The 21,130-nt window shown below is 73.2% G+C and carries 21 protein-coding genes; 13 read left to right on the forward strand and 8 right to left on the reverse strand.

All coding sequences use genetic code 11. From position 1 onward, the window contains the following. Nucleotides 1-114: 114 nt before the first annotated feature. Nucleotides 115-825 carry a DNA polymerase beta superfamily protein gene (locus RCO28_RS10665; protein WP_308940799.1) on the reverse strand — a complete coding sequence of 237 codons (711 nt, stop codon included), beginning with the start codon at nt 823-825 and terminating at the stop codon, nt 115-117. Between the two features lie 43 nt (nt 826-868). Between RCO28_RS10665 and RCO28_RS10670 the strand changes: the two genes are divergently transcribed. The 6 genes from RCO28_RS10670 (at nt 869) to der (ending at nt 6,034) form a co-directional block, all read left to right on the forward strand. Continuing rightward, complete coding sequence (locus tag RCO28_RS10670; protein WP_374991143.1) at nt 869-1,372, forward strand: YidB family protein; 504 nt, start codon at nt 869-871, stop codon at nt 1,370-1,372. A gap of 168 nt (nt 1,373-1,540) precedes the next feature. Further along, a complete protein-coding gene (gene aroH, locus RCO28_RS10675) occupies nt 1,541-1,903 on the forward strand; it encodes a chorismate mutase (RefSeq protein WP_308940801.1) in 363 nt (120 codons plus the stop codon). Further along, nucleotides 1,900-2,985, forward strand: a complete 1,086-nt coding sequence (locus RCO28_RS10680; protein WP_308940802.1) for a prephenate dehydrogenase — start codon at nt 1,900-1,902, stop codon at nt 2,983-2,985. Before aroH ends, RCO28_RS10680 begins: the two co-directional genes overlap by 4 nt. Before the next feature lie 159 nt (nt 2,986-3,144). Next, the gene (gene cmk / locus RCO28_RS10685) at nt 3,145-3,840 is read left to right on the forward strand and encodes a (d)CMP kinase (RefSeq protein ID WP_308940803.1); all 696 of its coding nucleotides are present in this window, start codon (nt 3,145-3,147) and stop codon (nt 3,838-3,840) included. Beyond that, complete coding sequence (locus RCO28_RS10690) at nt 3,798-4,490, forward strand: lysophospholipid acyltransferase family protein (RefSeq protein WP_308940804.1); 693 nt, start codon at nt 3,798-3,800, stop codon at nt 4,488-4,490. Before cmk ends, RCO28_RS10690 begins: the two co-directional genes overlap by 43 nt. A gap of 41 nt (nt 4,491-4,531) precedes the next feature. After that, on the forward strand, nt 4,532-6,034 hold the full coding sequence (gene der / locus RCO28_RS10695; protein WP_374991144.1) for a ribosome biogenesis GTPase Der: 1,503 nt from the start codon (nt 4,532-4,534) through the stop codon (nt 6,032-6,034). 133 nt (nt 6,035-6,167) lie between these two features. Here der and RCO28_RS10700 read toward each other — a convergent pair whose 3' ends face one another. Both RCO28_RS10700 and RCO28_RS10705 read right to left on the reverse strand, forming a co-directional pair. Continuing rightward, nucleotides 6,168-6,470, reverse strand: coding sequence for a hypothetical protein (locus RCO28_RS10700; protein ID WP_308940805.1), 303 nt, complete (start codon nt 6,468-6,470; stop codon nt 6,168-6,170). 235 nt (nt 6,471-6,705) lie between these two features. Continuing rightward, a complete protein-coding gene (locus tag RCO28_RS10705) occupies nt 6,706-7,530 on the reverse strand; it encodes a hypothetical protein (RefSeq protein ID WP_308940806.1) in 825 nt (274 codons plus the stop codon). A gap of 372 nt (nt 7,531-7,902) precedes the next feature. Between RCO28_RS10705 and RCO28_RS10710 the strand changes: the two genes are divergently transcribed. Next, complete coding sequence (locus tag RCO28_RS10710) at nt 7,903-8,520, forward strand: transglycosylase family protein (protein WP_308940807.1); 618 nt, start codon at nt 7,903-7,905, stop codon at nt 8,518-8,520. A 190-nt stretch (nt 8,521-8,710) separates the two neighbouring features. Here RCO28_RS10710 and RCO28_RS10715 read toward each other — a convergent pair whose 3' ends face one another. Genes RCO28_RS10715 through RCO28_RS10725 form a run of 3 tightly spaced genes read right to left on the reverse strand, consistent with a single transcriptional unit; the run spans nt 8,711 to nt 12,628 of the window. Beyond that, nucleotides 8,711-9,364, reverse strand: coding sequence for an ATP-binding cassette domain-containing protein (locus tag RCO28_RS10715; RefSeq protein ID WP_308940808.1), 654 nt, complete (start codon nt 9,362-9,364; stop codon nt 8,711-8,713). Beyond that, a complete protein-coding gene (locus tag RCO28_RS10720) occupies nt 9,361-12,057 on the reverse strand; it encodes an ATP-binding cassette domain-containing protein (protein ID WP_308940809.1) in 2,697 nt (898 codons plus the stop codon). The genes RCO28_RS10715 and RCO28_RS10720 overlap by 4 nt, the downstream gene beginning before the upstream one ends. A gap of 1 nt (nt 12,058) precedes the next feature. Beyond that, nucleotides 12,059-12,628 (reverse strand): hypothetical protein, encoded by a 570-nt coding sequence (locus RCO28_RS10725; RefSeq protein ID WP_374991145.1) that lies wholly within the window; start codon nt 12,626-12,628, stop codon nt 12,059-12,061. Between the two features lie 189 nt (nt 12,629-12,817). On the opposite strand from RCO28_RS10725, the gene RCO28_RS10730 reads away from it, so the two are divergent. The 6 genes from RCO28_RS10730 to RCO28_RS10755 all read left to right on the forward strand — a co-directional run bounded on the left by RCO28_RS10730 (nt 12,818) and on the right by RCO28_RS10755 (nt 18,470). Further along, nucleotides 12,818-13,300 carry a hypothetical protein gene (locus RCO28_RS10730; RefSeq protein WP_308940810.1) on the forward strand — a complete coding sequence of 161 codons (483 nt, stop codon included), beginning with the start codon at nt 12,818-12,820 and terminating at the stop codon, nt 13,298-13,300. Continuing rightward, a complete protein-coding gene (locus RCO28_RS10735) occupies nt 13,275-14,579 on the forward strand; it encodes an ABC transporter substrate-binding protein (RefSeq protein WP_308940811.1) in 1,305 nt (434 codons plus the stop codon). The genes RCO28_RS10730 and RCO28_RS10735 overlap by 26 nt, the downstream gene beginning before the upstream one ends. 224 nt (nt 14,580-14,803) lie before the next feature. After that, nucleotides 14,804-16,072 (forward strand): glycosyltransferase family 4 protein, encoded by a 1,269-nt coding sequence (locus RCO28_RS10740; protein WP_308940812.1) that lies wholly within the window; start codon nt 14,804-14,806, stop codon nt 16,070-16,072. Then, complete coding sequence (locus RCO28_RS10745) at nt 16,069-16,917, forward strand: hypothetical protein (RefSeq protein WP_308940813.1); 849 nt, start codon at nt 16,069-16,071, stop codon at nt 16,915-16,917. Before RCO28_RS10740 ends, RCO28_RS10745 begins: the two co-directional genes overlap by 4 nt. Before the next feature lie 58 nt (nt 16,918-16,975). Continuing rightward, a complete protein-coding gene (locus RCO28_RS10750; RefSeq protein WP_374991146.1) occupies nt 16,976-17,953 on the forward strand; it encodes a helix-turn-helix transcriptional regulator in 978 nt (325 codons plus the stop codon). A 301-nt stretch (nt 17,954-18,254) separates the two neighbouring features. Next, nucleotides 18,255-18,470: an I78 family peptidase inhibitor gene (locus RCO28_RS10755; RefSeq protein ID WP_282534888.1), complete on the forward strand. Its 216-nt coding sequence runs from the start codon at nt 18,255-18,257 to the stop codon at nt 18,468-18,470. Nucleotides 18,471-18,608: 138 nt separating this feature from the next. Here RCO28_RS10755 and RCO28_RS10760 read toward each other — a convergent pair whose 3' ends face one another. Together RCO28_RS10760 and RCO28_RS10765 are read right to left on the reverse strand one after the other, a co-directional pair. Next, on the reverse strand, nt 18,609-19,628 hold the full coding sequence (locus RCO28_RS10760) for a phosphatase PAP2 family protein (RefSeq protein WP_308940814.1): 1,020 nt from the start codon (nt 19,626-19,628) through the stop codon (nt 18,609-18,611). Between the two features lie 289 nt (nt 19,629-19,917). Continuing rightward, a complete protein-coding gene (locus RCO28_RS10765; protein ID WP_308940815.1) occupies nt 19,918-21,075 on the reverse strand; it encodes a glycosyltransferase family 39 protein in 1,158 nt (385 codons plus the stop codon). Nucleotides 21,076-21,130 lie beyond the last annotated feature (55 nt).

Here is a 21,130-nt window from a genome sequence, read left to right on the forward strand (position 1 = left end):
CGTCGATGAACACGTACAGTGCCGCCAGAAGGGCGTCCAGGTCGGAAGTCACACTCAGGCCAACGGGCGCCCTTCGCCATGGTCGCGACCAGCCCAGACATCGGACTCAATCATCTAGGGGCTGGATTCGAGCGCCGATGCCCGTCTGGCGCGGTACAGGAAATCCGCCACACGCGCGGTGTCGGGTTCCGTAGGGAGGGGGCTTCCGGACGCCGCTGCCCCCGCCTCCTCGGCGAGCAGGTTCATCCGGGACTCCACCTGCTCCCACGGCACCTCGCCGCGCTTCACGGCGAGCAGTTGGTCGCGGGCGTCCCCCACGTCGACGACGAGCTCTCCCGTACGCAGCAGATCGCGGCAGGACATCAGGAGCCGCAGCAGGTGCATGGCGTGCTTCCAGCGCGGGGCGCCGTGGGCGCGTACGTCCGCGTCGAGCTTCTTGCGCTGGCCGAGCGCGTACCGGGCGAAGGTCTCGTGCGCCCTGCGGGACAGGAACGCGCCGCGCAGGGCGAGGAGTTCACGGCCTGTCGCGTCGCAGTGCTCGACCAGCGGCGAGTGCAGGCACTCCAGGATGTTCGGGTTGGCCCGCAGTGCCAGCTCGCAGAACCGCTCCAACTCCCAGGAGAACTGCTCCTCGTGCGGCCCCTCCACATGCGTCGGCGGCTTCTGGAAGTGCCAGTACGACGACGTGGGCGCGAGGAAGACACCACGGCGGTCGGTGTCGCTGGTGTCCGTCGCGAGGCCGAAGGCGCGGGAGCCCATCACGCAGGCGTACACGGTGTGTTCACGCACCAGGTCCTCGGGGCTCGGCACGTCGTCGGGGTCCATGCGAGGGGAGCGTACGCGAGGCACTGCGCCGGGTGGCGGGGCGGTGGGCGGCGGGCGACATGGGAACCGTCCGGGCGGCCCGCCGCGGGCCCCCTCACGAAAGGCGACGACGCTCATGGCAGGCAACGATCTGGGCGGACTTCTCGGCGGCGGTCAGCAAGGCGGTACGGGTGGGGGCGTTCTCGGTGCGCTGCTCGGCAGCCTCCTCGGTGGCGCCGGGAACGGACGAGCAGGCAGTACGGGCGGCGGCGGAGACAACCCCCTCGGCGGCCTCCTCGACATGCTCACCAGGTCCGGCCTCGGCGACCGGGGCCAGCTCGACTCCTGGGTCGGCACCGGCGAGAACCAGCCGCTCAGCCCCGAGCAGGTCAAGCAGGCGGTGCCCGACGAGACCCTGGACAGGGTCGCCACCGAGGCCGGTGTGAGCCGCGACCAGGTGGCCGACCAGGTCGCCCGGGAACTGCCGCAGGTCGTGGACAAGCTGACGCCCGAGGGGCAGGTCCCCAGCGGCTCCCTCCAGGACCTCATCGAGCAGCAGCGCCTCTGACCGGATGCCGCTCCGGTACACGCGCGGTGCCCGTCTCGGCTGACGGGCGCCGCGCGTGTGTGTCCGAGCGGCTGACTACCCTTGGCCCGTACAGGTCTGGAAGATTCCGGCACGGTTCCGGAGGGCCCGTACGGGTTCCGACGGATTCAGCAGGCAAGGAGCAGCAGCGTGGCGGTACGAGCGGTCCGGGGCGCCGTCCAACTCGAGCGGGACGACGCGCGGCACATGGACGAGCAGGTGGGCGCCCTGCTCACCGAGGTCCTCGAGCGCAACGACCTGACGCAGGACGACCTGATCAGCGTCTGGTTCACGGCCACCCCCGACCTGCACAGCGACTTCCCGGCGGCCGCCGCCCGCAAGCTCGGCATCACCGACGTACCCCTCATCTGCGCCCAGGAGCTGGACATCGAGGGCGCCATGCCCCGCGTCGTACGGCTCCTCGCGCACATCGAGTCCGACCGGCCCCGGTCCGAGGTGGCGCACGTCTACCTCGGGGCCGCGGCCGCCCTGCGCAAGGACATCGCCCAGTGAGAACCGCCGCCGTCATCGGAACCGGCCTGATCGGCACCTCCGTCGCCCTCGCCCTGGCCGGCCGCGGCGTGACCGTGCACCTCGTCGACCACGACCCCGAGCAGGCCCGCATGGCCGCGGCCCTCGGCGCCGGCATCGACAGCCCGCCCGAGGGGCCGGTCGACCTCGCCGTCGTCGCCGTACCGCCCGCGCACGTGGCGAGCACCCTCGCCGAGCTGATGGGCCGCGGGGCCGCGCGCGGGTACATCGACGTGGCCAGCGTCAAGGGCGGGCCCCGCCGTGAGCTGGAGGAGCTCGGCCTCGACCTGACGGCGTACATCGGCACGCACCCCATGTCCGGCCGGGAGCGCTCCGGGCCGCTCGCCGCGACCGCCGACCTCTTCGAGGGCCGGCCCTGGGTGCTGACGCCGACCAGGGACTCCGACACCGAGGTGCTCAACCTCGCGCTCGAGCTGATCTCGCTGTGCCGGGCCGTCCCGGTCGTGATGGACTCCGACGCGCACGACCGCGCCGTCGCCCTCGTCTCGCACATGCCGCACCTCGTCTCCAGCATGGTCGCGGCCCGCCTGGAGCACGCCGAGGAGACCGCGGTGCGGCTCTGCGGCCAGGGGATCCGGGACGTCACGCGGATCGCGGCCTCCGACCCGCGCATGTGGATCGACATCCTGTCCGCCAACCCCGGCCCCGTCGCCGACCTGCTCGCCGAGGTCTCCGCCGACCTGGACGAGGCGGTGCGGGCGCTGCGGGCCCTGCAGTCCGCGGACGAGGAGAAGCGGACCGACGGCGCGCAGGGCGTCGAGCGCGTCCTGCGCCGGGGCAACGCGGGACAGATCCGGGTGCCCGGCAAGCACGGCTCGGCCCCGGTGTCGTACGAGATCGTCACCGTGCTCATCGACGACCAGCCGGGCCAGCTCGCGCGGATCTTCGCGGACGCCGGCGCGGCCGGGGTCAACATCGAGGACGTCCGTATCGAGCACGCCACCGGCCGCCAGGCGGGCCTGATCCAGCTGACGGTCGAGCCGAACGCGGCCCCGGTGCTCACGGCGGCGCTGCGGGAGCGTGGCTGGTCGATCCGGCAGTAGCCGACCGGCTTGGCGGGGGTCGCAGGAGCCCCCGTCACCTGCCGTACCCGGGGTTGTCCACAGCCCCGTGAAGAGCCGCGCCCCGAGCCAGTAACCTTGTCCGGGGCGTTTCTCGCGCCCACCACCTGCCCCGTGCACTGAGAAAGGTGTCCGTCCCCCGTGGAAACCGCCGCAAACGCCGCCCCGGCAGCAGTGATCGTCGCCATCGACGGCCCCTCCGGCACGGGCAAGTCGAGCACCTCCAAGGCCGTCGCCGCCCAGCTCGGCCTCAGCTACCTGGACACCGGCGCCCAGTACCGCGCGATCACCTGGTGGATGGTGAGCAACGGCATCGACATCGCCGACGCCGCCGCCATCGCCGCCGTCGCCGAGAAGCCGGAGATCGTCTCCGGCACCGACCCGTCCGGCCCGACCATCACGGTCGACGGCACGGACGTCGCGGGCCCGATCCGCACCCAGGAGGTCACCTCCAAGGTCAGCGCCGTCAGCGCCGTGCCCGAGGTGCGCACCCGCATCACCGAGCTCCAGCGCTCCATCGCCCGCGGCGCCGCGCGCGGCATCGTGGTCGAGGGCCGTGACATCGGTACGACGGTGCTGCCCGACGCCGACCTGAAGATCTTCCTCACCGCCTCGCCGGAGGCCCGCGCCGCCCGCCGCAGCGGTGAGCTCAAGGGCGCCGACGTCAACGCGACCAGGGAAGCCCTGATCAAGCGGGACGCCGCCGACTCCGGCCGGAAGACCTCCCCGCTCGCCAAGGCCGGGGACGCCGTCGAGGTCGACACCACCGAGCTCACCCTGCAGCAGGTCATCGAGTGCGTCGTGACCCTGGTCGAGGAGAAGCGGGCCGCCGCGTGACCGCATCCGTCCCGCCCTCGGAAAAGGGCGCGGAGGTCGGCCGGCGGATCGGCGTGGGCCTGATGTACGGGCTGTGGAAGCCGCGCGTCCTGGGCGCCTGGCGGGTGCCCGCGAGCGGCCCGGTCGTCCTGGCCGTGAACCACGCGCACATCCTCGACGGCCCAATGCTGATGGGGACGGCGCCGCGGCCGGTGCACTTCCTCATCAAGAAGGAGGCGTTCGTCGGCCCGCTCGACCCGTTCCTGCGCGGCATCGGGCAGCTGAAGGTGGACCGGTCGAGCACCGACCGCACGGCGATCACGCAGGCCCTTGACGTCCTGTCGGAGGGCGGCGTGCTCGGCATCTTCCCCGAAGGCACCCGGGGCGAGGGCGACTTCGCGTCGCTGCGTGCGGGCCTCGCGTACTTCGCGGTGCGCAGCGGGGCGCCGATCGTGCCGGTGGCGGTCCTGGGAAGCGGAGAGCGCCAGGGACGGTTGATACGGGGGCTGCCCCCGCTGAAGAGCCGCGTGGACGTCGTCTTCGGCGAGGCCTTCGAGGCCGGTGACGGGAGCGGGCGGCGTACGCGCAAGGCGCTCGACGAGGCCACCGTGCGCATCCAGGAGCGGCTGACCGGCCACCTGGAGAACGCCAGGCGCCTGACCGGGCGCTGAGCGAGACTTTGAGTAGTGGACCGCGGACTTGCGGTCCATCGATGACTGATGACAGAGGTACGGACTTCATGAACGAGCAGATCCACTCCGGCGGCTCGGACGAGCACGACCACGGAGCGCTTGGCGACGCCGAGTACGCGGAGTTCATGGAGCTCGCCGCGGAAGAGGGCTTCGACCTCGAGGACGTCGAGGGCGCCATCGAGGAGGCGGGCCACGGCCCGCTGCCCGTGCTCGCCGTCGTCGGCCGCCCCAATGTCGGCAAGTCGACGCTGGTGAACCGCATCATCGGCCGCCGCGAGGCCGTCGTCGAGGACAAGCCGGGCGTCACTCGCGACCGTGTGACCTACGAGGCCGAGTGGGCCGGCCGTCGCTTCAAGGTCGTCGACACCGGCGGCTGGGAGCAGGACGTCCTCGGCATCGACGCCTCCGTCGCGGCCCAGGCGGAGTACGCCATCGAGACCGCCGACGCCGTGGTCTTCGTCGTCGACTCCACGGTCGGCGTGACCGACACCGACGAGGCCGTCGTACGCCTGCTGCGCAAGGCCAAGAAGCCGGTGGTGCTCTGCGCCAACAAGGTCGACGGCCCGAGCGGCGAGGCCGACGCGACCGCGCTGTGGGGCCTCGGCATCGGCGAGCCGCACCCGGTCTCCTCGCTGCACGGCCGCGGCACCGGCGACATGCTGGACGCCGTCCTGGAGGCGCTCCCCGAGGCGCCGATGCAGACCTTCGGCGGAGCCGGCATCGGCGGACCGCGCCGGATCGCCCTGATCGGCCGTCCGAACGTCGGCAAGTCGTCCCTCCTGAACAAGGTCGCGAAGGAGGACCGCGTCGTCGTCAACGAGATCGCGGGCACCACCCGCGACCCGGTCGACGAGCTGATCGAACTCGGCGGCGTCACCTGGAAGTTCGTGGACACCGCCGGTATCCGCAAGCGCGTCCACCTCCAGCAGGGCGCCGACTACTACGCCTCCCTTCGTACCGCCGCGGCGGTCGAGAAGGCCGAGGTCGCGGTCATCCTGATCGACGCCAGCGAGTCCATCTCCATCCAGGACCAGCGCATTGTCACGATGGCCGTCGAGGCGGGCCGCGCGATCGTCGTCGCGTACAACAAGTGGGACACCCTCGACGAGGAGCGCCGCTACTACCTGGAGCGGGAGATCGAGACCGAGCTCGGCCAGGTCGCCTGGGCGCCGCGGGTCAACGTCTCGGCGCGCACCGGCCGGCACATGGAGAAGCTGGTCCCGGCGATCGAGACGGCCCTGGACGGCTGGGAGACGCGCGTGCCGACCGGCCGCCTGAACGCCTTCCTCGGCGAGCTGGTCTCCGCACACCCGCACCCGATCCGCGGCGGCAAGCAGCCCCGCATCCTCTTCGGCACCCAGGCGGGCACCAAGCCCCCGCGCTTCGTTCTCTTCGCCTCCGGCTTCATCGAGCACGGCTACCGCAGGTACGTGGAGCGCCGTCTGCGCGAGGAGTTCGGCTTCGAGGGCACGCCGATCCATATCTCGGTCCGCGTCCGCGAGAAGCGCGGCCGCAAGAAGTAGCCCTCCGGCTGCGGAAGCAGACACAGCGACGCGTGCGCCGTACGGCACCGGGAACCCGGTGGCGTACGGCGCACGCGTCGTTGGGTGAGTGACGTCCGTGCGCGGTACGGGAGTTCTGCGCGGGGTACGGAGTTCAGCTCTCGTGGCGCCGGGCCGGCGGGAGGGCGGGCTGCGGCCGGTCGCGGTCGCCGGCGGGGCGCTGCGGGGCTTCGCTGAACCAGAAGCCGGGCGGGGTGTGCCCGGTGGGCGCGGAGCCGGAGTGGGTCGAGCCCGTGCCGGGATATCGGGGGCCGCTGGAGAAGCCCCGGAACCTCAGATCCTCCTCGCCACTCCGGTCTCCCGGCAGGGCTCGGAAGAACCGGCGCCACTCCGAGTAGAGCGCGTCGTAGATCGGCGTGGCCGAGCGGTCCGTGCTGGTGTCACGGGCCGGACGCATCGGGGGAATCTGGTGGTGGGAGGGGTCGTATGGCGGCACGTATCTGCCAACGACCCGGGGGCCCGATCGGATGCGGTGCACCCCAAGGCGATCACGCAAGGTGAGCACGGAAAGTGAGCACGGAAAGTGAGCACGGAAAGTGATCGCGAGGGTGATCGAGAGGGTGAGTGCGGAGTGAGCGCGGGAGGCGCGTCACGGAACGTCCGTCGGGCCCCGATGGAACGGCGGCGGTGGATCAGGTGCCGGCGAGCGGCATCGTGGCCGCCGTCAACAGGCCGTTGGCCGCGGCCTTGTCGAGGGCGTCGCGCAGGAGGTCCTCGCGCGGCTGGCGGCCGATCGTGCCGACCGGGGCCGCGAAGACGATGACCTTGCCGAGCTTGGACGCGGCGGTCCGCCAGCCGTCGGTGACCTGCAGCGGCTGGTGCGCCTGCCACCAGGCGACGGGCGAGCCGCCGTTGCCCGGCTGCAGCACGGCGTGCAGCTGGCCGACGGCGAGCAGTACGGACCAGCCGGGGAGGACGGCCGGGACCTCCTGGATCTGGCCGAGGGGCTGGAAGCCCTGCTCGCTCAGGAGGGCCAGGAACTGGTCCTCGCCGCCGGTCGTGCCGGGGCGCGCGATGGGGCCGGTGGGCTCCACGACGAGGGCGGGGTACAGCTCGTCGCCGAGCAGCACGAGCCCGCTGGTGATGCCGAGGACGGCGGGCTGCGGCTGGCCCCCGGCCGCCGCGGGCGCCGCGGGGGCGGTCTGCGCGGCGGCGGCCGGGAAGCCTCCGGCGGCGTCGCTCTCGCCGGTGATGGACCGCACGGCGCCCTGCAGCTGCTCCTCCGCGACCTTGACGACCTGGGAAGGCAGGCAGGTGGCGTGGGCGAAGGCCAGGACCGCGGTCTCGTCCCCGATGAACAGCACGGTGCTGGTGCGTTCCTGCGCCGAGTCGCCGGGGGTGCGGCAGGAGGTGCAGTCGTAACTGCCCGGGGAGTTGTCGCCGGCGAGCAGCCGGTCGGCCTCTTCGTCGCCGATCTCGGCGCGTACGTCGTCGCTGACGTCGAGCATGCGCGGCACGGGTGCTCCTAGGAGTTCGGTACGTCGTTCGATGCGTGGACGGCCGGACGGAGCCCGGCTCATGCAGAGTTCAACGGCGTGCCTGCGGGCAAGTCACGCTGGACGGCGTACGGAATCACGCCATCCGCAGCGGGATGCGAGGGTCCTCCCGGAATCGCCGAGTCCGGACAACCCCCGGAGCGCGTACGGAAGTTGATCTTCCGCTTCATGGGGGCGGGGCCCGGCTCCCGCGGTCGGGACGCGCAGGCCCACGTACGCCCGTGACGTACGGGCCCCCCGCTGCTGCAGCCGGATGCCGCCCGACCGGGTGGGGTACGGGGCGGCGGGGCGCGGCGGACCGGCGGGCCGGACGGCGGTTGCTTAGCTGACGCGATGTCGAACACTCGTGTCTGGTTCGTTGCCCTCGCCGCAGCTCTCCTCTCGTGTGCGCCGCTGACCGCCTCCGCCGCCGAGCCCACGCCCCCGGTGGGCGACCCCGTACGGGACGGCGCGGCCGGAGCACCCGGCGCGGGCTCCGCCACCGCGCCGGCCGTGAAGAAGCCGCGCAAGTGCGGGCCCGGGAAGTCGCCTTGGACCTGTCTGGCCGAGTGTGAGAGCAGCGGGCGCTGGGACGCCAACACCGGCAACGGCTTCTACGGCGGCCTGCAGTTCTACCAGCCGACCTGGAAGGACCACGGTGGCCTGAAGTACGCCCCGCGCGCGGACCTCGCCACGCCCGAGGAGCAGGTCAGGGTCGCCGAGAAGGTACTCGTCAGCCAGGGGCCCAAGGCGTGGCCGGTGTGCTCGAAGGGCATCCGCTTCGATCGCCGTATCCACCGGGTCGTGCCCGGCGACACCCTCAGCGGGATCGCGCGCCGCTACCACGTGAAGGGCGGCTGGCAGGCGCTCTACGAGGCCAACCGCAAGGTGGTCGGCCCGTCCCCGGACCGGATCTCGGTCGGCATGCTGATCGTCGTCCCCGACCTGGACGCGAAGGGCCGAATGATCTGAGGCGCCCGCAGCCCGCAGCCCGCAGCCCGCAGCCCGCAGCCCGCAGCCCGGAGCCCGGAGCCCGTAGCCCGGAGCCCGGAGCCCGCAGCCCGCAGCCCGGAGCCCGGAGCCCGGAGCCCGGAGCCCGGAGCCCAGCGTCCGTAGCCCCGTAGCCCGGCTCCCGGATCTCGCTGTCCGGCCCCCCGGAGAGCTACCTCACCTCCACCGCCTCCCCCCTGAACACCACAGCCCCGCGCCGCAGTTCGAGTACGAGAACCGGGCGCGGGGCCGCGTGCAGAGCGGCGGGAAGGTGCTGCTCGGCCAGGACGAGGGTGGTCGGCAGGTCGGCCAGCAGGGCGTACGTACGGGCCGCGACGGCGGGGGACATGCCCTGGGTCGGCTCGTCGAGGAGCAGGACGCGGGCGGGGGAGAGCAGGGCGCGGGCGAGGGCGAGCATGCGCTGCTCTCCGCCGGAGAGGGTGCCTGCGGTGCGGGGGAGGAGGGGGCGGAGTTCCGGGTACGTGGCGAGGGCCCGGGTGAAGTCGGCCTGGTGCGCGGCGAGTCGGAGGTTCTCGGCGACCGTCATCGAGCCGAACACCGCCTCGCGGTCGGGCACGAGGGCGAGGCCGCGCGCCGCACGCGCGTGAGCCGTGAGCCGTGTGACGTCCCTGCCCCGCCACAGGACCGCGCCCTCGGACAGCCGAACCGTACCGGCCAGCGCGCGCAGCGTCGTCGTACGGCCCGCGCCGTTGCGGCCCAGGAGGACCGTGACGGCGCCTGCGGCCACGGTGAGGCTGACACCGTGCAGCGCCTCCAACGGGCCGTACCGCACGCGCGCGTGGCGCAGTTCGAGCTCCGTGCTCATGGCTCCGCCGGACCTCCTCGGGGGGTGTCCGCCCGGGCGGGGGTGAGCGCGTCCAGGACCTGGTCCGGTGGGCCGGAGGCGACGATGCGGCCGGCGGCCATGACGTGCACCGTGTCGGCGAGGTGGGCCACCAGGTCCAGGTCGTGCTCGACGATCAGCAGGCCCGTGCCCTCCGCCGCCAGAGCCCGCAACACCTTGGCGAGGGCGGCGACTTCGACCGTGTCGAGGCCCGCGGCGGGCTCGTCGAGGAGCAGCACGTGCGGGGCGCCGGCCAGCGCGCGGCCGAGCTCGACGCGGCGCAGCGTCCCGGTCGGAAGGCGCGCCGCGGGCCGGTCGCGTACGGGCCCGTCCAGGCCGAGCAGGGCCAGGGTGCGGCCGACCGTCCGGGCGTCGCGCACCCGCCCCTGCTCCGCGCCGACCGCGACGTTCTCGGCGACCGTCAGGGACGGGAAGACGGCGAGCTGCTGGAACGTACGGGCCACGCCGAGCCGGGCGCGGGCGTGCGCGGGCCGGTCCGTGAGGTCGAGGCCGGCGAAGCGCACCCGGCCTGTCATGTCGGAGTGTCGGCGGACCGTACCGGCCAGGCAGTGGAACAGCGTGCTCTTGCCCGCCCCGTTCGGCCCGACCACGGCAGTGATCCGCCCTGGCGGGACCTCGACGTCGACCCCGTCGAGCGCGGTGAACCCGCCGTATCTGACGGTCAGTCGGCGGCCGGAGAGGGGTTCTTCGGGGGTGGGGGTGTGGGGTGGTGCGGGGGTGGGGGCGCGTGCGGGTTCGGCCGGTGGGGGCGGAGCGGCCCGCTGCGGGCGCAGGTGGGATGCCACCCGCTCGCCCAGCGGGGTGAGGGCGACCTGCCTCCGCCGTGGGCGCAGCCGGGCCGACGCCGCGCGGAGCGCCTCGTACGGGCCGCCGGGGAAGCGGCCGATGAGGACCGCGAGGAGGCCGATCACCGCCGCCGCGACGCCGCCGCGCGTGCCCTCGTCGAGGCCCACCAGGAGTGCGGCCGCGAGGAGCGCGCCGAGCAGGGAGTCCGCGCCGAGCACCACCACGGCCGCGAACCACAGCAGGCCGCGCACCGGGTCGAACGCCGCCGGGTCGAAGGCGCGCACACCCAGGCCGAGCATGCCGCCGCCGAGCGCGGCCAGGGCGGCGCCCACGACGAACGCGCCGACCTTCAGGCGCGGCACCGGGACCCCGGCGGCCGCCGCCCCCGCCTCGTGGTCCCGCATCGCGGCGAGCGCGCGTCCGGTACGGCCCCGGCGGAGTGCGGCGACGGTGAGCAACGCGGCGCCGAGCAGGGCGAGTTCGAGGAGGTAGTAGGCCCGGTCGCCGCCGAGTCCGGCCGGGCGGTCGAGGCCGAGCCCCGAGGTCGCGTACGGCTGGTCGAAGACGAAGCGGCTGACACCCACGCCGACCGCGAACGTGGCGAGCGCGAGCGCCAGGCCGTGCCGCCGGATCGCGGGTCCGCCCGTGAGCAGGCCGAGTGGTGCGACCAGGAGTACCGCGAGGCCGAGCGCCGCGAGGGCCGGGAGTGCGGGAAGGCCGGGGAACCGGCCGGCCGCGAGCAGGGCCGTGAACAGGGCGCCGAGACCCGCGTACGCCGACTGCCCGAGGGAGATCTGGCCGCCTCTGCCGGTGACCACGACCAGCGAGAGCAGGACCACGGCGAGCGCCGGGACCTGGACGGCCGTGTGCAGGTCGGAGCCCGCGAAGCCGAGGGGCAGCAGGAACAGCACGCCCGCCACGAGCCACGCCCCGAGCGGGGTGCGCACCCGCGCGGTGGCCGTGCGCGCCGGGGCCTCGTGCCCCTGCCCGGCTCCGTCCCCGGGCCCGCGGACCCGCCCCGGCGCGGGCAGCACGAGCGCGGCGACGAGCAGCGCCACCACGAACAGGTTCGCCCCGACCGCCCGCAGCAGCGGCTCGCCCAGGCCCGAGGGGTGCAGCCGGGTCAGCTGGGCCTGCGCGACACCGATCCCGAGCGCGACCAGGACCGCGAGCGGCAGGCTGCGCATCCCCGCGGCCACGGCGACGGCCACGACCTCCATGACGAGCAGCGGCAGCCCGTACGGGTCGAGGCGTACGTGCGGGGCGAGCAGGACGCCCGTCAGGCCGGCGGTGAACGAGCCGAAGGCCCAGCCGGCCGCGGCGACCCGGTCCGCGTCGATGCCGCCGAGCACGGCCAGGGAGCGGTTGTCGACGACGGCGCGCAGCTCGCTGCCGAAGCGGGTCCAGCGGCTCACCGCGCCCACGGCGGCGGCGAGCAGGACCACCACGGCCAGTTGTCCCCAGGGCGCGCTGTCACCGAGCAGCTCGGGCGCGTCCGCGCGCGCCCCCGGCCCCCACACGAGCGCCGCCCCGCCGACGAGCAGCACGAACACCCCGATGGACGCCACGAGGGTCTGCGCGGGCCCGGCGCCGAGCACCGCGAGCGGCCGGAACACGGTCCGTTCCAGGACGAGCCCGATGCCGGGCGCCGCCACACACAGCGTGACCAGGGCGGCGAGCCAGAGCGGCCAGCCCCACTCGACGGTGAGCTGGCGCAGCAGATACGCGCAGACCATGGCGACGGCGCCGTGCGCGAAGTTGAGGACCCCGGTGGCCCGGTACGTCACGATCAGGCCGATCCCGGTGAGCGCGGCCGCGCTGCCGACGGCGAGTCCGGCGAGCGTGAGGTCGTACGTCAGGGAGTCCATGTCAGGGCTCCGGGTCCGCCTTGTCGGGCTCGTGGACTGGCTTGCCCGGCTCACGTACGGGCTGGTCCAGCTCACGCCCGGCCTTGTCCGGCTCAGGCACGGGCTCGTCCTGGTGCCGGGCCGTACGCACCGGCGGCTCGCAGATCGGGCACGGGGTGAGGCCGGGACGCGGGTCAGCCGGTACGGCCTCGGGCTTGCCCTCGACCAGCGGGCAGTCGGCGCGGTGGTACAGCGTGCCGCCCGGCACCAGGACGAGCTCGTCGCTGCGGGCGCCCGGCGCGGCGGGCGTGGCCTCCGGGGCGCCGGGGTCGGCCGCGACGAGCAGCTCGTAGAGCTCCTGCACCCGCGCCGTGGCCAGGGCGCCCTGGCTGCCGACGAGCAGGACGGCGCCCGCCACGATCAGCGCGGCACCGGGCAGCGTGCAGGACGCGAGATACGGGACCTGCCGCTCGGCGAAGCGCTCCCCGGAGACCCCGTACCAGCCGAGCACGCACAGCACGGCGCCGACGGCGAGGGCGGCGGCACCGGCCCAGAGCAGGGGGTGGGCGGTGCGGAGTCGGCTGGTGCGCATCCGAGGCTCCCGGGGGATGAGAGTGGCTCTGTACCCATTTGTTCATGTCAAGAGAACGCTTGCACTCTGCCTCCGGTCGGCCGACCCTGAAAGCACCGGGCGGTCTCTGCCCGGAATATCGACCCGGCGGTGAGCCAGATGGTGCTCGGGAGCAGTAGGCGCAGGCGGGGCGGGACTCGGATCGCGGCTGTGGCGGCCGCCGCGATGCTGACGATCGGCATGGCCGCCACGGGGTGCGGGGACGACGGCGGGGGCACGCCACCGTCCGATCCGTCCGTCGAGCGCACCGAGGAGGCCCCGGGCGACACGGAGGACGCCGCGGCGGCGGAGCGCGAGATCAAGGCGAACTGGGAGAAGTTCTTCGACGCGGCGGTACCCCTGAACCAGAAGGAGGAGGTCCTGGAGAACGGCGCCGAGATGCGTCCGGTCCTTCAGGCCTTCAACGCCGACCCGCGCGGCAAGCAGACCGAGGCGAGCGTCACGGATGTGGAGCTGACGTCGAAGACCGAGGCCGACGTGACGTACACGCTCTCCCTTGACGGACAGCCGGCGCTGCGGGACGCGGCCGGTGTCTCGGTGAAGCAGGACGGCACCTGGAAGGTGTCGGTCAAGTCGCTGTGCGCCCTGGTGCAGATGAGCAGCGGCAATGCCTCGCCGGTTCCGGGCTGTTGAGGTCCTCGTCGCGGCGCTGATGCTGCTGTTCGGCGCCGCCTGCGGCAGTCGGCTGCCCGAGAGCGACTTCACCGGGCGCGGCGCCGCGAGCGAGCCGCCGGCGCGCGCCGGGCCGCTCCGCGTCGGCATCGTGACCAGCGCCACCAGCCCGGTCGGCGGCCGCGCCTTCACCGGCCCGCGCGACGGGGCGGTGGCGTACTTCGAGCGGCTGAACGCGCGCGGCGGCATCGACGGCCGCCGCGTCGAGGTGCACACCTGCGACGACGGCGGCAGCGGCGTCGGCAACAACGAGTGCGTGCGCGAGCTGGTCGACGAACAGCGGGTCGTCGCGCTCGTCGCCACCGCCGTCCTCGACTACGCCGCCGCCCCGCGCGTCTCCGCCGCCGGGGTCCCCGACATCGGCGGCCAGCCGGTCGGACCCGCGTACGAGACGTATCCGCACCTCTACTCGATCTACGGGAGCCTCGCGCCGCGCACCGGAGGCAAGCCGGGCTGGGACGGAAAGCTGTACGGCGGCACCGAGGTCTACCGCTACTTCAAGCGCGAGCACGGCGCCCGCACCGCCGCCGTCGTCTCCTACAACCAGTCCGCGTCCGCCGCGTACGCCCGGCTCGTCACGCAGGGGCTGCGGGCCGAGGGGTACGAAGTGGTCACCGAGCAGGTCGACTTCGCGCTGCCCAACTTCCGCGCCGTGGCCGCCGACCTCAAGGAGCAGGGCGCCGACCTGGTCTTCGACGCCCTCGACACACACGGCAACGCCCGCCTCTGCGCGGCGATGGACGACGTCGGCGCCCGCGTCACGGCGAAGGTCACCAACGCCCAGAACTGGACGGACACGGTCGCCGAGGACTACGAGGACGCGCCGGCCTGCCGCAACTCCCTCTGGGTGACCGGGTCGAGCCGCAACCACCAGGAGACCGGGCACCCGGCCGTAGCGGAGTTCCGGGACGCGATGAAGGGCCGGCCGCTGTCGCAGTGGGCCCTCGAAGGCTGGGCGGCGGCCATGTGGTTCACGGACGCGGCGAAAACGTGCACACGCGCGGAGCCCGAAACCGCCGCCACGCGCGCGTGCGTGGACGCGTACCTGGAGAAGGGCGAGCCCTACGACGCCGACGGACTGCTCGTCCCCGTCGTCTTCGAGCACCGCGAGGAACCGCCGAAGACCCGCACCACCTGCCTGTCCGTGGCCCGTTGGCGCGACGGCGAGGGCTGGGTCACGCAGAGCGGCGACATGAACCGCAACTGCTTCGACGTACCGCAACTCGCGTACAAACCCTGAACATTCGGGTACGAGCCCCGCGCACAGGCCGTACCGCGCATACGCCCACACTGCCCCTGATGCGGCAGAGCACCCCCAGGTTCCCGAAATCACCTACCAATAGCGCAACTGTTCAAGAACAAGATGATGATGCCGCCCAACCCTCACCCCCTGGTTTCGGTCTAACCCTGCGGTAGGCGGACGAGACAGGACTGTCCGCGGGGAAGCGTGGGATACGGGGACGCATGCATATTTCTTTCCTGATACACAACGCGTACGGAATCGGGGGGACGATCCGGACGACCTACAACCTGGCCAACACTCTGGCCGAACAGCACGACGTGGAGGTCGTGTCGGTCTACCGGCACCGCGACGACCCGGTGTTCCAGGTCGACCCGAGGGTGCGGGTGCGCCACCTCGTCGACATCCGCAAGGGCGCGCCGGGCTACGAGGGCGACAGCCCCGAGTACCAGCGCCCCGCACAGGTCTTCCCGCGCGCGGAGGGCCGTTTCCACCAGTACAACGCGCTCACCGACCGCCGCATCGCCGACCACCTTGCGACCGCCGAAGCCGATGTCCTCGTGGGAACCAGGCCCGGGCTGAATGTGCACATCGCCCGCCAGGCCCGCCGCGGCCCGCTCCGCGTCGGCCAGGAACACCTCACCCTCGACAGCCACTCCAAGGCCCTGCGCACCCAGCTGCGCGGCGTCTACCCCCGCCTCGACGCGCTGACCACGACGACCGAGGCCGACGCGGGCGCCTACCGCGACAAGATGCGGCTGCCCGGAGTGCGCGTCGACGCCATGGCCAACCCCGTACCCGCCCCCGAGGTGGCGCCCGCCGACGGCACCGGGAAGTGGGTCGTCGCGGCCGGCCGGCTCGCCCCGGTCAAGCGGTACGACCTGCTGATCAGGGCCTTCGACCTGGTCCGCGCCCAGCGCCCGGACTGGCGCCTGCGGATATACGGCGGCGGCCGGCAGAAGGACGCCCTCCGCACCCTGATCGACGAACTCGGCCTCTACAACCACGTGTTCCTCATGGGCCCCGCCCATCCCATCGACCCGGAGTGGGCCAAGGGCTCCGTCGCCGCGGTCACCTCCAGCCTGGAGTCCTTCGGGATGACCATCGTCGAGGCCATGCGCTGCGGCCTGCCCGTGGTGGCCACGGACTGCCCGCACGGCCCGGGCGAGATCATCGACAACGGTGTCGACGGCCGCCTGGTCCCCGTCGGCGACGTCAAGGCGATCGCCGGCGGCCTCCTGGAACTGATCAACGACGACGACCTGCGCGGCCGGATGTCCGCCGCCGCGCTCCTCGACTCCCAGCGCTTCGACCCCGCGCGGATAGCGGAGCGCTACGAATCGCTGTTCACCGATCTGACCGCACGCGGCCCCGCGGGACCGCTCGGCCGCTTCCGGGGCTCGCTGCACCGCACCCGCGGCGCGATGCTCGGCGGCGCCTACGCGGTCAGGGACGCGGGGCGCACCGCCCTGAGAAAGGGACGGACCGCATGAGCGCTCTGCTGCCCCCGCCGCTGCCCGACGAGGTCCACGAGGCCGACGGCACCACCGACGTCGAGCCCCGGGCCGACTGCGTCGCCGACTCCGCCGGCGGGCTCACCTTCGACCTCGCCGACCTGGGCCGCCCCGGCGCCGCGTATCTGCTGCTGCGGCTGCGCGAGCGGCAGCCGCACCGCGCCCCCACCGAGACCCGGCTCCCGCTCACCCCGGCCGCCGACGGCAGGCTGCGCGCCGTACTGCCCAGCAGCGTCCAGCTCGCCGAGGGCCGCTGGGACGTGTACGCCGACCACGGCGACACCGCCCCGCGCCGCCTCTCGCCCGGCGTCAACGACCTGCGCTCGCTCGTCGACCGGATGCCCAGCGGCACCCGCCCGCACGTCGCGGTGCGCATCCCGTACGCCACCAAGCACGGCAACCTCACCATCCGCGCCTGGCACCGCGCCCCGCACGCCGAGGCCGGTGAACTGCACATCGACAGCGCCGAGTTGACCGTACGAGGACGGCTCCTCGGGGCGCCGTTCACCCCGGCCGGGTACGCGGAGCTGCGCGGCCGGGCGCCGGGGCAGGCCCCGCGCCGGGTCGAACTCGGCGCGTCCGGCGGGGAGTTCGGGCTCACCGTGGCGTACCCGGAGCTGGCCGGAGAGCCCGGGATCTGGGACCTGTGGCTGCTGCCCCAGGGCCCGCACGGACCGCAGGCGCGGGTGGCCCGGCTGCTCGACGACGTGGCCGACAAGAAGCCGATCTTCACGTACCCGGCGGTCCGCACCGGCCCGGTGGCCGTCGGCCCGTACTACACCCGCGACAACGACCTGTCGCTGCGGGTGACGGAGGCCGACTGACCCCCCACGTTGCTTTCGCGGACCGTAGCTGTCCGCAACGGCTGGCAGACTCGCCCGCATGTTGGAGACCTCGGCACGACTCCTGCGGCTCCTCTCGCTGCTCCAGGCCCACCGCGAGTGGTCCGGCGCCGGCCTCGCGGACCGGCTCGGCGTCACCCCGCGCACCGTCCGCCGCGACGTCGACCGGCTGCGCGAGCTCGGCTACCCCGTGCACGCCTCACCCGGCACCGGCGGCGGCTACCAGCTGGGCGTGGGCGCCGAGATGCCGCCGCTGCTGCTCGACGACGAGGAGGCCGTCGCCGTCGCGGTCGGCCTGCGCACCGCCGCCGGCCAGGGCATCGAGGGCATCGACGAGACCTCCGTACGCGCCCTGGCCAAGCTGGAGCAGGTGCTGCCGGACCGGCTGCGGCGCCGGGTCGGCGCGCTGAACGCCTTCACGGTGCCGATGCTGCGCGGCCGGCAGCCCGGGGCTGTCGACCCCGAAGTGCTCACGGAACTCGCCCACTTGTGCCGCGACGGTCAGCGCCTGCGCTTCGAGTACGGCGACCACGCGGGCACCACCACCCGCCGCACCGTCGAGCCGCACCGCCTGGTCTGCACCGAGCGCCGCTGGTACCTCGTCGCCTGGGACCTGGACCGGGAGGACTGGCGGACCTTCCGCGTCGACCGCATCACCCCCAAGCCCCCGCACGGCCCCCGCTTCACCCCGCGCACACCGCCCGCGAAGGACCTGGCCGCGTACGTCTCCGAGGGTGTCTCCCGCAGGGTGTACGCGGAGCAGGCCCTGGTCCGCCTCTTCGTGCCGCTCGCCGAGGCCGCCGTGGACATCTCGCCGTCGGCCGGAACCCTGGAGGACGAGTCCGCGGCTACGTGTCTGCTGCGCACCGGAGCGGCGAGTCTCGACGTGATGGTGATCCATCTGATGCTCCTGGGCCTCGAGTTCGAGGTCCTGGAGCCCGCGGAACTCACCCAGCACCTCAGGTCGGCCCGCGACCGTCTCTCGCGGGCTCTGGAGCGCTCGGACACCCGGACCTGAAAATGATCCGGGGAATTGCCTGGGCCTGTCGGGAAGCGGCCGATGGACGCGTTCCTAAAAGGCTGACGTATTCGATCTTCGGCAGGCGGGCTCCCGAATTGCCGGGCGGACACAGGTAATTGCCGGGCAGCCCGGAACAATTCCGTACCGCCCGTTCGTGTGAAGCGGGAATCGGCAAGCACATGTGGCGATCCTGTGACACAAGCGTGACCTCGAAGGTGCAGATGACCCTGGGTGCCCGCCCCTCGCGGCTTTTCGGCGGCCCTTTCACTTCCCGCCGCGAGCGGCCTACGGTGACGGCATGGCACCCACACCCACACCCCCCGCAGAACCGCAGGACACCCCCGACGCGTACGTCGGACTCGACGCCGAGGGCGCCGAGCGCCAGGCCCGCGAGCGCGGCTGGTCCACCGTCAGGGCGCTGCCCCCGGGCGCGATCGTGACCATGGAGTACCTCGCGGGACGGCTGAACTTCGAGGTCAGCGAAGGCACCGTGAAGCGCTGCTGGAAGGGCTGAACGGACCCGGTACGGGACCCGGTACGGACCCCGAAGGGACCCGGTACACGACACGGCGAAGGCCCCGGCCCCCTGATCAAGGGGAGCCGGGGCCTTCGCATGCGGGGGAGTTGTGCGTACCGCCCCCGCGGCCTCGGGTCAGCCGCCCGCCACCGGGCGGGCCGGGGTGGAGCGGCCCGTGCGGGTGGCGCTGTCGGCGTGCGCGGGCCGGCGGCTGCCGGTCGGCGTGACGGGGGAGCGCTCCGAGCGCACCGTGTACCGCTGCGTGCTGAAGTGCGTCGGCGTCCTGCCGCCGTGCGGCGCGGCGCCCACCGGTTCCAGTACGGGCTCGGTGGCGGGGCCCGGCTCCGGGAGCAGCGGGGGAGCACCGGCCGGCGCGGGTGCCGTGGCGCGGCCGCGCAGGCCCGGCAGGTACCGGTCGCGCTGGGCGAGGATCCAGGCCTCGGCGCGGGTGACCAGCGGCTCGAACCAGGGCAGCGCGAGCAGGATGAGGAGCCCCGCGGCCCAGCCGAGGAGGACGTCGCTCAGCCAGTGCGTGCCCAGGTAGACCGTGCTGAGGCCGACGCCGAGCGAGACCACCGCGGAGAGCGCCGAGAGATAGCGGCGGGTCCGTGCGGTGGAGGCGAGGTAGGCGAGGATGCCCCAGGTCACGACGGCGTTCGCGGTGTGGCCCGAAGGGAATATGTCGCCGGTCAGCCACATTTCGTTGGAGCCGATGACGGTGGCGTAGTGCGGACCTTCCCGGCCCATGCTCAACTTGGCCGCGCCGACGGTGACGTTGAGCAGCAGCAGCGAGGTGCCCAGCATGAGCAGCGGGCGCAGCGTGTGCTGCCGCCAGGACCGCCAGCCCAGCCAGGCCGCGACCATCACGGCGGTGGGGCCGCGCTGGCCGAGCACGACGTAGTAGTCGATGAACGCGTGCAGTTCCTGCCACTGCTGGTAGGGCCGGAAGAACATCAGCTGCCAGTCGAGCCGGACGAGCCAGGACGTGTTGATCACGGCCACGACGATGAGCAGGTAGAAGACCAGCGTCGAGCCGAACAGCACGATCCGGTGCGGACTCATACGAGGCACTTCGAGGCCCGCCGGCCGTTCGGGTTCCCGGTCTAGCCGGGCAAAGAGCCGGTCCAGACGGGTCAGGTTTGGTTCGGTACGCACTCAATCGACGCTACAGCGAGTGAGCGCCTGACCCGGCCGAATCAGAGGGTTTGTGATGACGATGTGATGTGGGATTGATCTCAGGCGCGGAGTTATTCAGGAGTCCCGAGTAAAAGCTGATGACCTTGGATCGCTATTTATTCGATCTTCATCTGCTGTGATTTCGGATGGCGTCTGAATTCATTCCGTACGAGGTGATGTGAATTCCGCCGACGGCACGCCGACGGTACGCCGACCGGTGACACGGCGTGTACGGCCCGTGGTCGCGCCCGCGCCGGGACGGCCCGAGTCACGGCGGTCCCGACCCGTTCAGCCAGAACGCCCCGTACACCGCCGAGCCCACCGCCACCACCGCGAGCAGCGCCGCCGCCCGCGCGGTGCGCCACCGCGCCAGGCCCACCGCGAGCGGCAGCAGCAGCGGGAAGGCGGGCAGCAGCAGCCGCGGCTTGGAGCCGAAGTAGCCCGAGGCGCAGAGCGCGAGTACGACGACGATCCCGCAGTACACGAGCAGCGCGGGCGGCTGCCCCCGGCGCACGCACACCACGTACAGCCAGATCACCAGGCCGACCCCGACGGTCAGTCCGAGCCCGGCGAACACCGAGGGGAACGAGGTCAGCATCCCGCCGACGAACCGCGCGAAGGCGAGGCCGCCGTCGAAGCCGTTGCCCCACTGCGCCTGGACGTCGAGATAGCCGAACAGTCCGTCGCCGGTGCGATGCCCGACCCACAGCACGTACCCCGCCGCCCCGAGCGGAGCGAGCAGCACCCCGAGCACGAGCCGCCATCCGGCCCGCCGCTCGCGCGCGACCGCGATCGCCGCCGTCACCCAGACCGCCGCCATGACCGCGGCGCCCACCGGCCGGGTCAGCCCGGCGAGCGCCGCGAGCACGCCCGCCCACACCCACCGCTCGCGCAGCACCGCGTACAGCGCCCAGGCCGCGAGCGCCGTGAACAGCGACTCGCTGTACGCCATCGACTGCACGATCCCGACCGGCAGCACCGCCCACAGCGCCACGGCGCACACGCCCGCGCGCAGCCCGTGAAGCCGCTCCGCGATCAGGAAGATCCCGAGCGCCGCCGCAAGCGAGGCGAGCCAGGCCACGAGCAGCCCGGCATCCGCGTACGACAGCGGGGTCAGCGCGTGGCCGAGCCGCTCCAGCCACGGGAGCAGCGGGAAGAACGCCAGGTTGGAGTGGACCGAGCCGTCCGGCAGGCGGGTCTCCCAGCCGTAGCCGAAGTCGGCGACGCGGGTGTACCAGAGCGAGTCCCAGCGCGCGGTGAGCAGTCCGTGCGCGCTCTTGCCGTTCGCCGCGGACCACCCCGCGAGCACCACGAGCCCGAGCGCGCGCACCCCGGCGTACACCAACAGCGCGGGCGCCGCCCGGCGCAGCGCACTGCGGACCCGGTCGCGGCGGACGGTCGGAACGTACGGGGCAAGATCGGTCACGGGCTCGATTATGGGTGGAAGAGGGAACCGCATACCCCCGGGCGGTCGTTTCACC

Origin of the sequence: Streptomyces sp. LHD-70, from assembly GCF_031157275.1 — a bacterium.
In the GTDB taxonomy this organism is placed as follows: domain Bacteria; phylum Actinomycetota; class Actinomycetes; order Streptomycetales; family Streptomycetaceae; genus Streptomyces.

Excerpts from the sequence above, each read along its gene's own strand:
- RCO28_RS10665 (WP_308940799.1), bottom strand. The coding sequence starts at position 825 with ATGGACCCCGACGACGTGCCGAGCCCCGAGGACCTGGTGCGTGAACAC.
- der (WP_374991144.1), top strand. The coding sequence starts at position 4,532 with ATGACTGATGACAGAGGTACGGACTTCATGAACGAGCAGATCCACTCC.
- RCO28_RS10700 (WP_308940805.1), bottom strand. The coding sequence starts at position 6,470 with ATGCGTCCGGCCCGTGACACCAGCACGGACCGCTCGGCCACGCCGATC.
- RCO28_RS10710 (WP_308940807.1), top strand. The coding sequence starts at position 7,903 with ATGTCGAACACTCGTGTCTGGTTCGTTGCCCTCGCCGCAGCTCTCCTC.
- RCO28_RS10715 (WP_308940808.1), bottom strand. The coding sequence starts at position 9,364 with ATGAGCACGGAGCTCGAACTGCGCCACGCGCGCGTGCGGTACGGCCCG.
- RCO28_RS10720 (WP_308940809.1), bottom strand. The coding sequence starts at position 12,057 with ATGGACTCCCTGACGTACGACCTCACGCTCGCCGGACTCGCCGTCGGC.
- RCO28_RS10725 (WP_374991145.1), bottom strand. The coding sequence starts at position 12,628 with ATGCGCACCAGCCGACTCCGCACCGCCCACCCCCTGCTCTGGGCCGGT.
- RCO28_RS10735 (WP_308940811.1), top strand. The coding sequence starts at position 13,275 with ATGCCTCGCCGGTTCCGGGCTGTTGAGGTCCTCGTCGCGGCGCTGATG.
- RCO28_RS10740 (WP_308940812.1), top strand. The coding sequence starts at position 14,804 with ATGCATATTTCTTTCCTGATACACAACGCGTACGGAATCGGGGGGACG.
- RCO28_RS10745 (WP_308940813.1), top strand. The coding sequence starts at position 16,069 with ATGAGCGCTCTGCTGCCCCCGCCGCTGCCCGACGAGGTCCACGAGGCC.
- RCO28_RS10750 (WP_374991146.1), top strand. The coding sequence starts at position 16,976 with ATGTTGGAGACCTCGGCACGACTCCTGCGGCTCCTCTCGCTGCTCCAG.
- RCO28_RS10755 (WP_282534888.1), top strand. The coding sequence starts at position 18,255 with ATGGCACCCACACCCACACCCCCCGCAGAACCGCAGGACACCCCCGAC.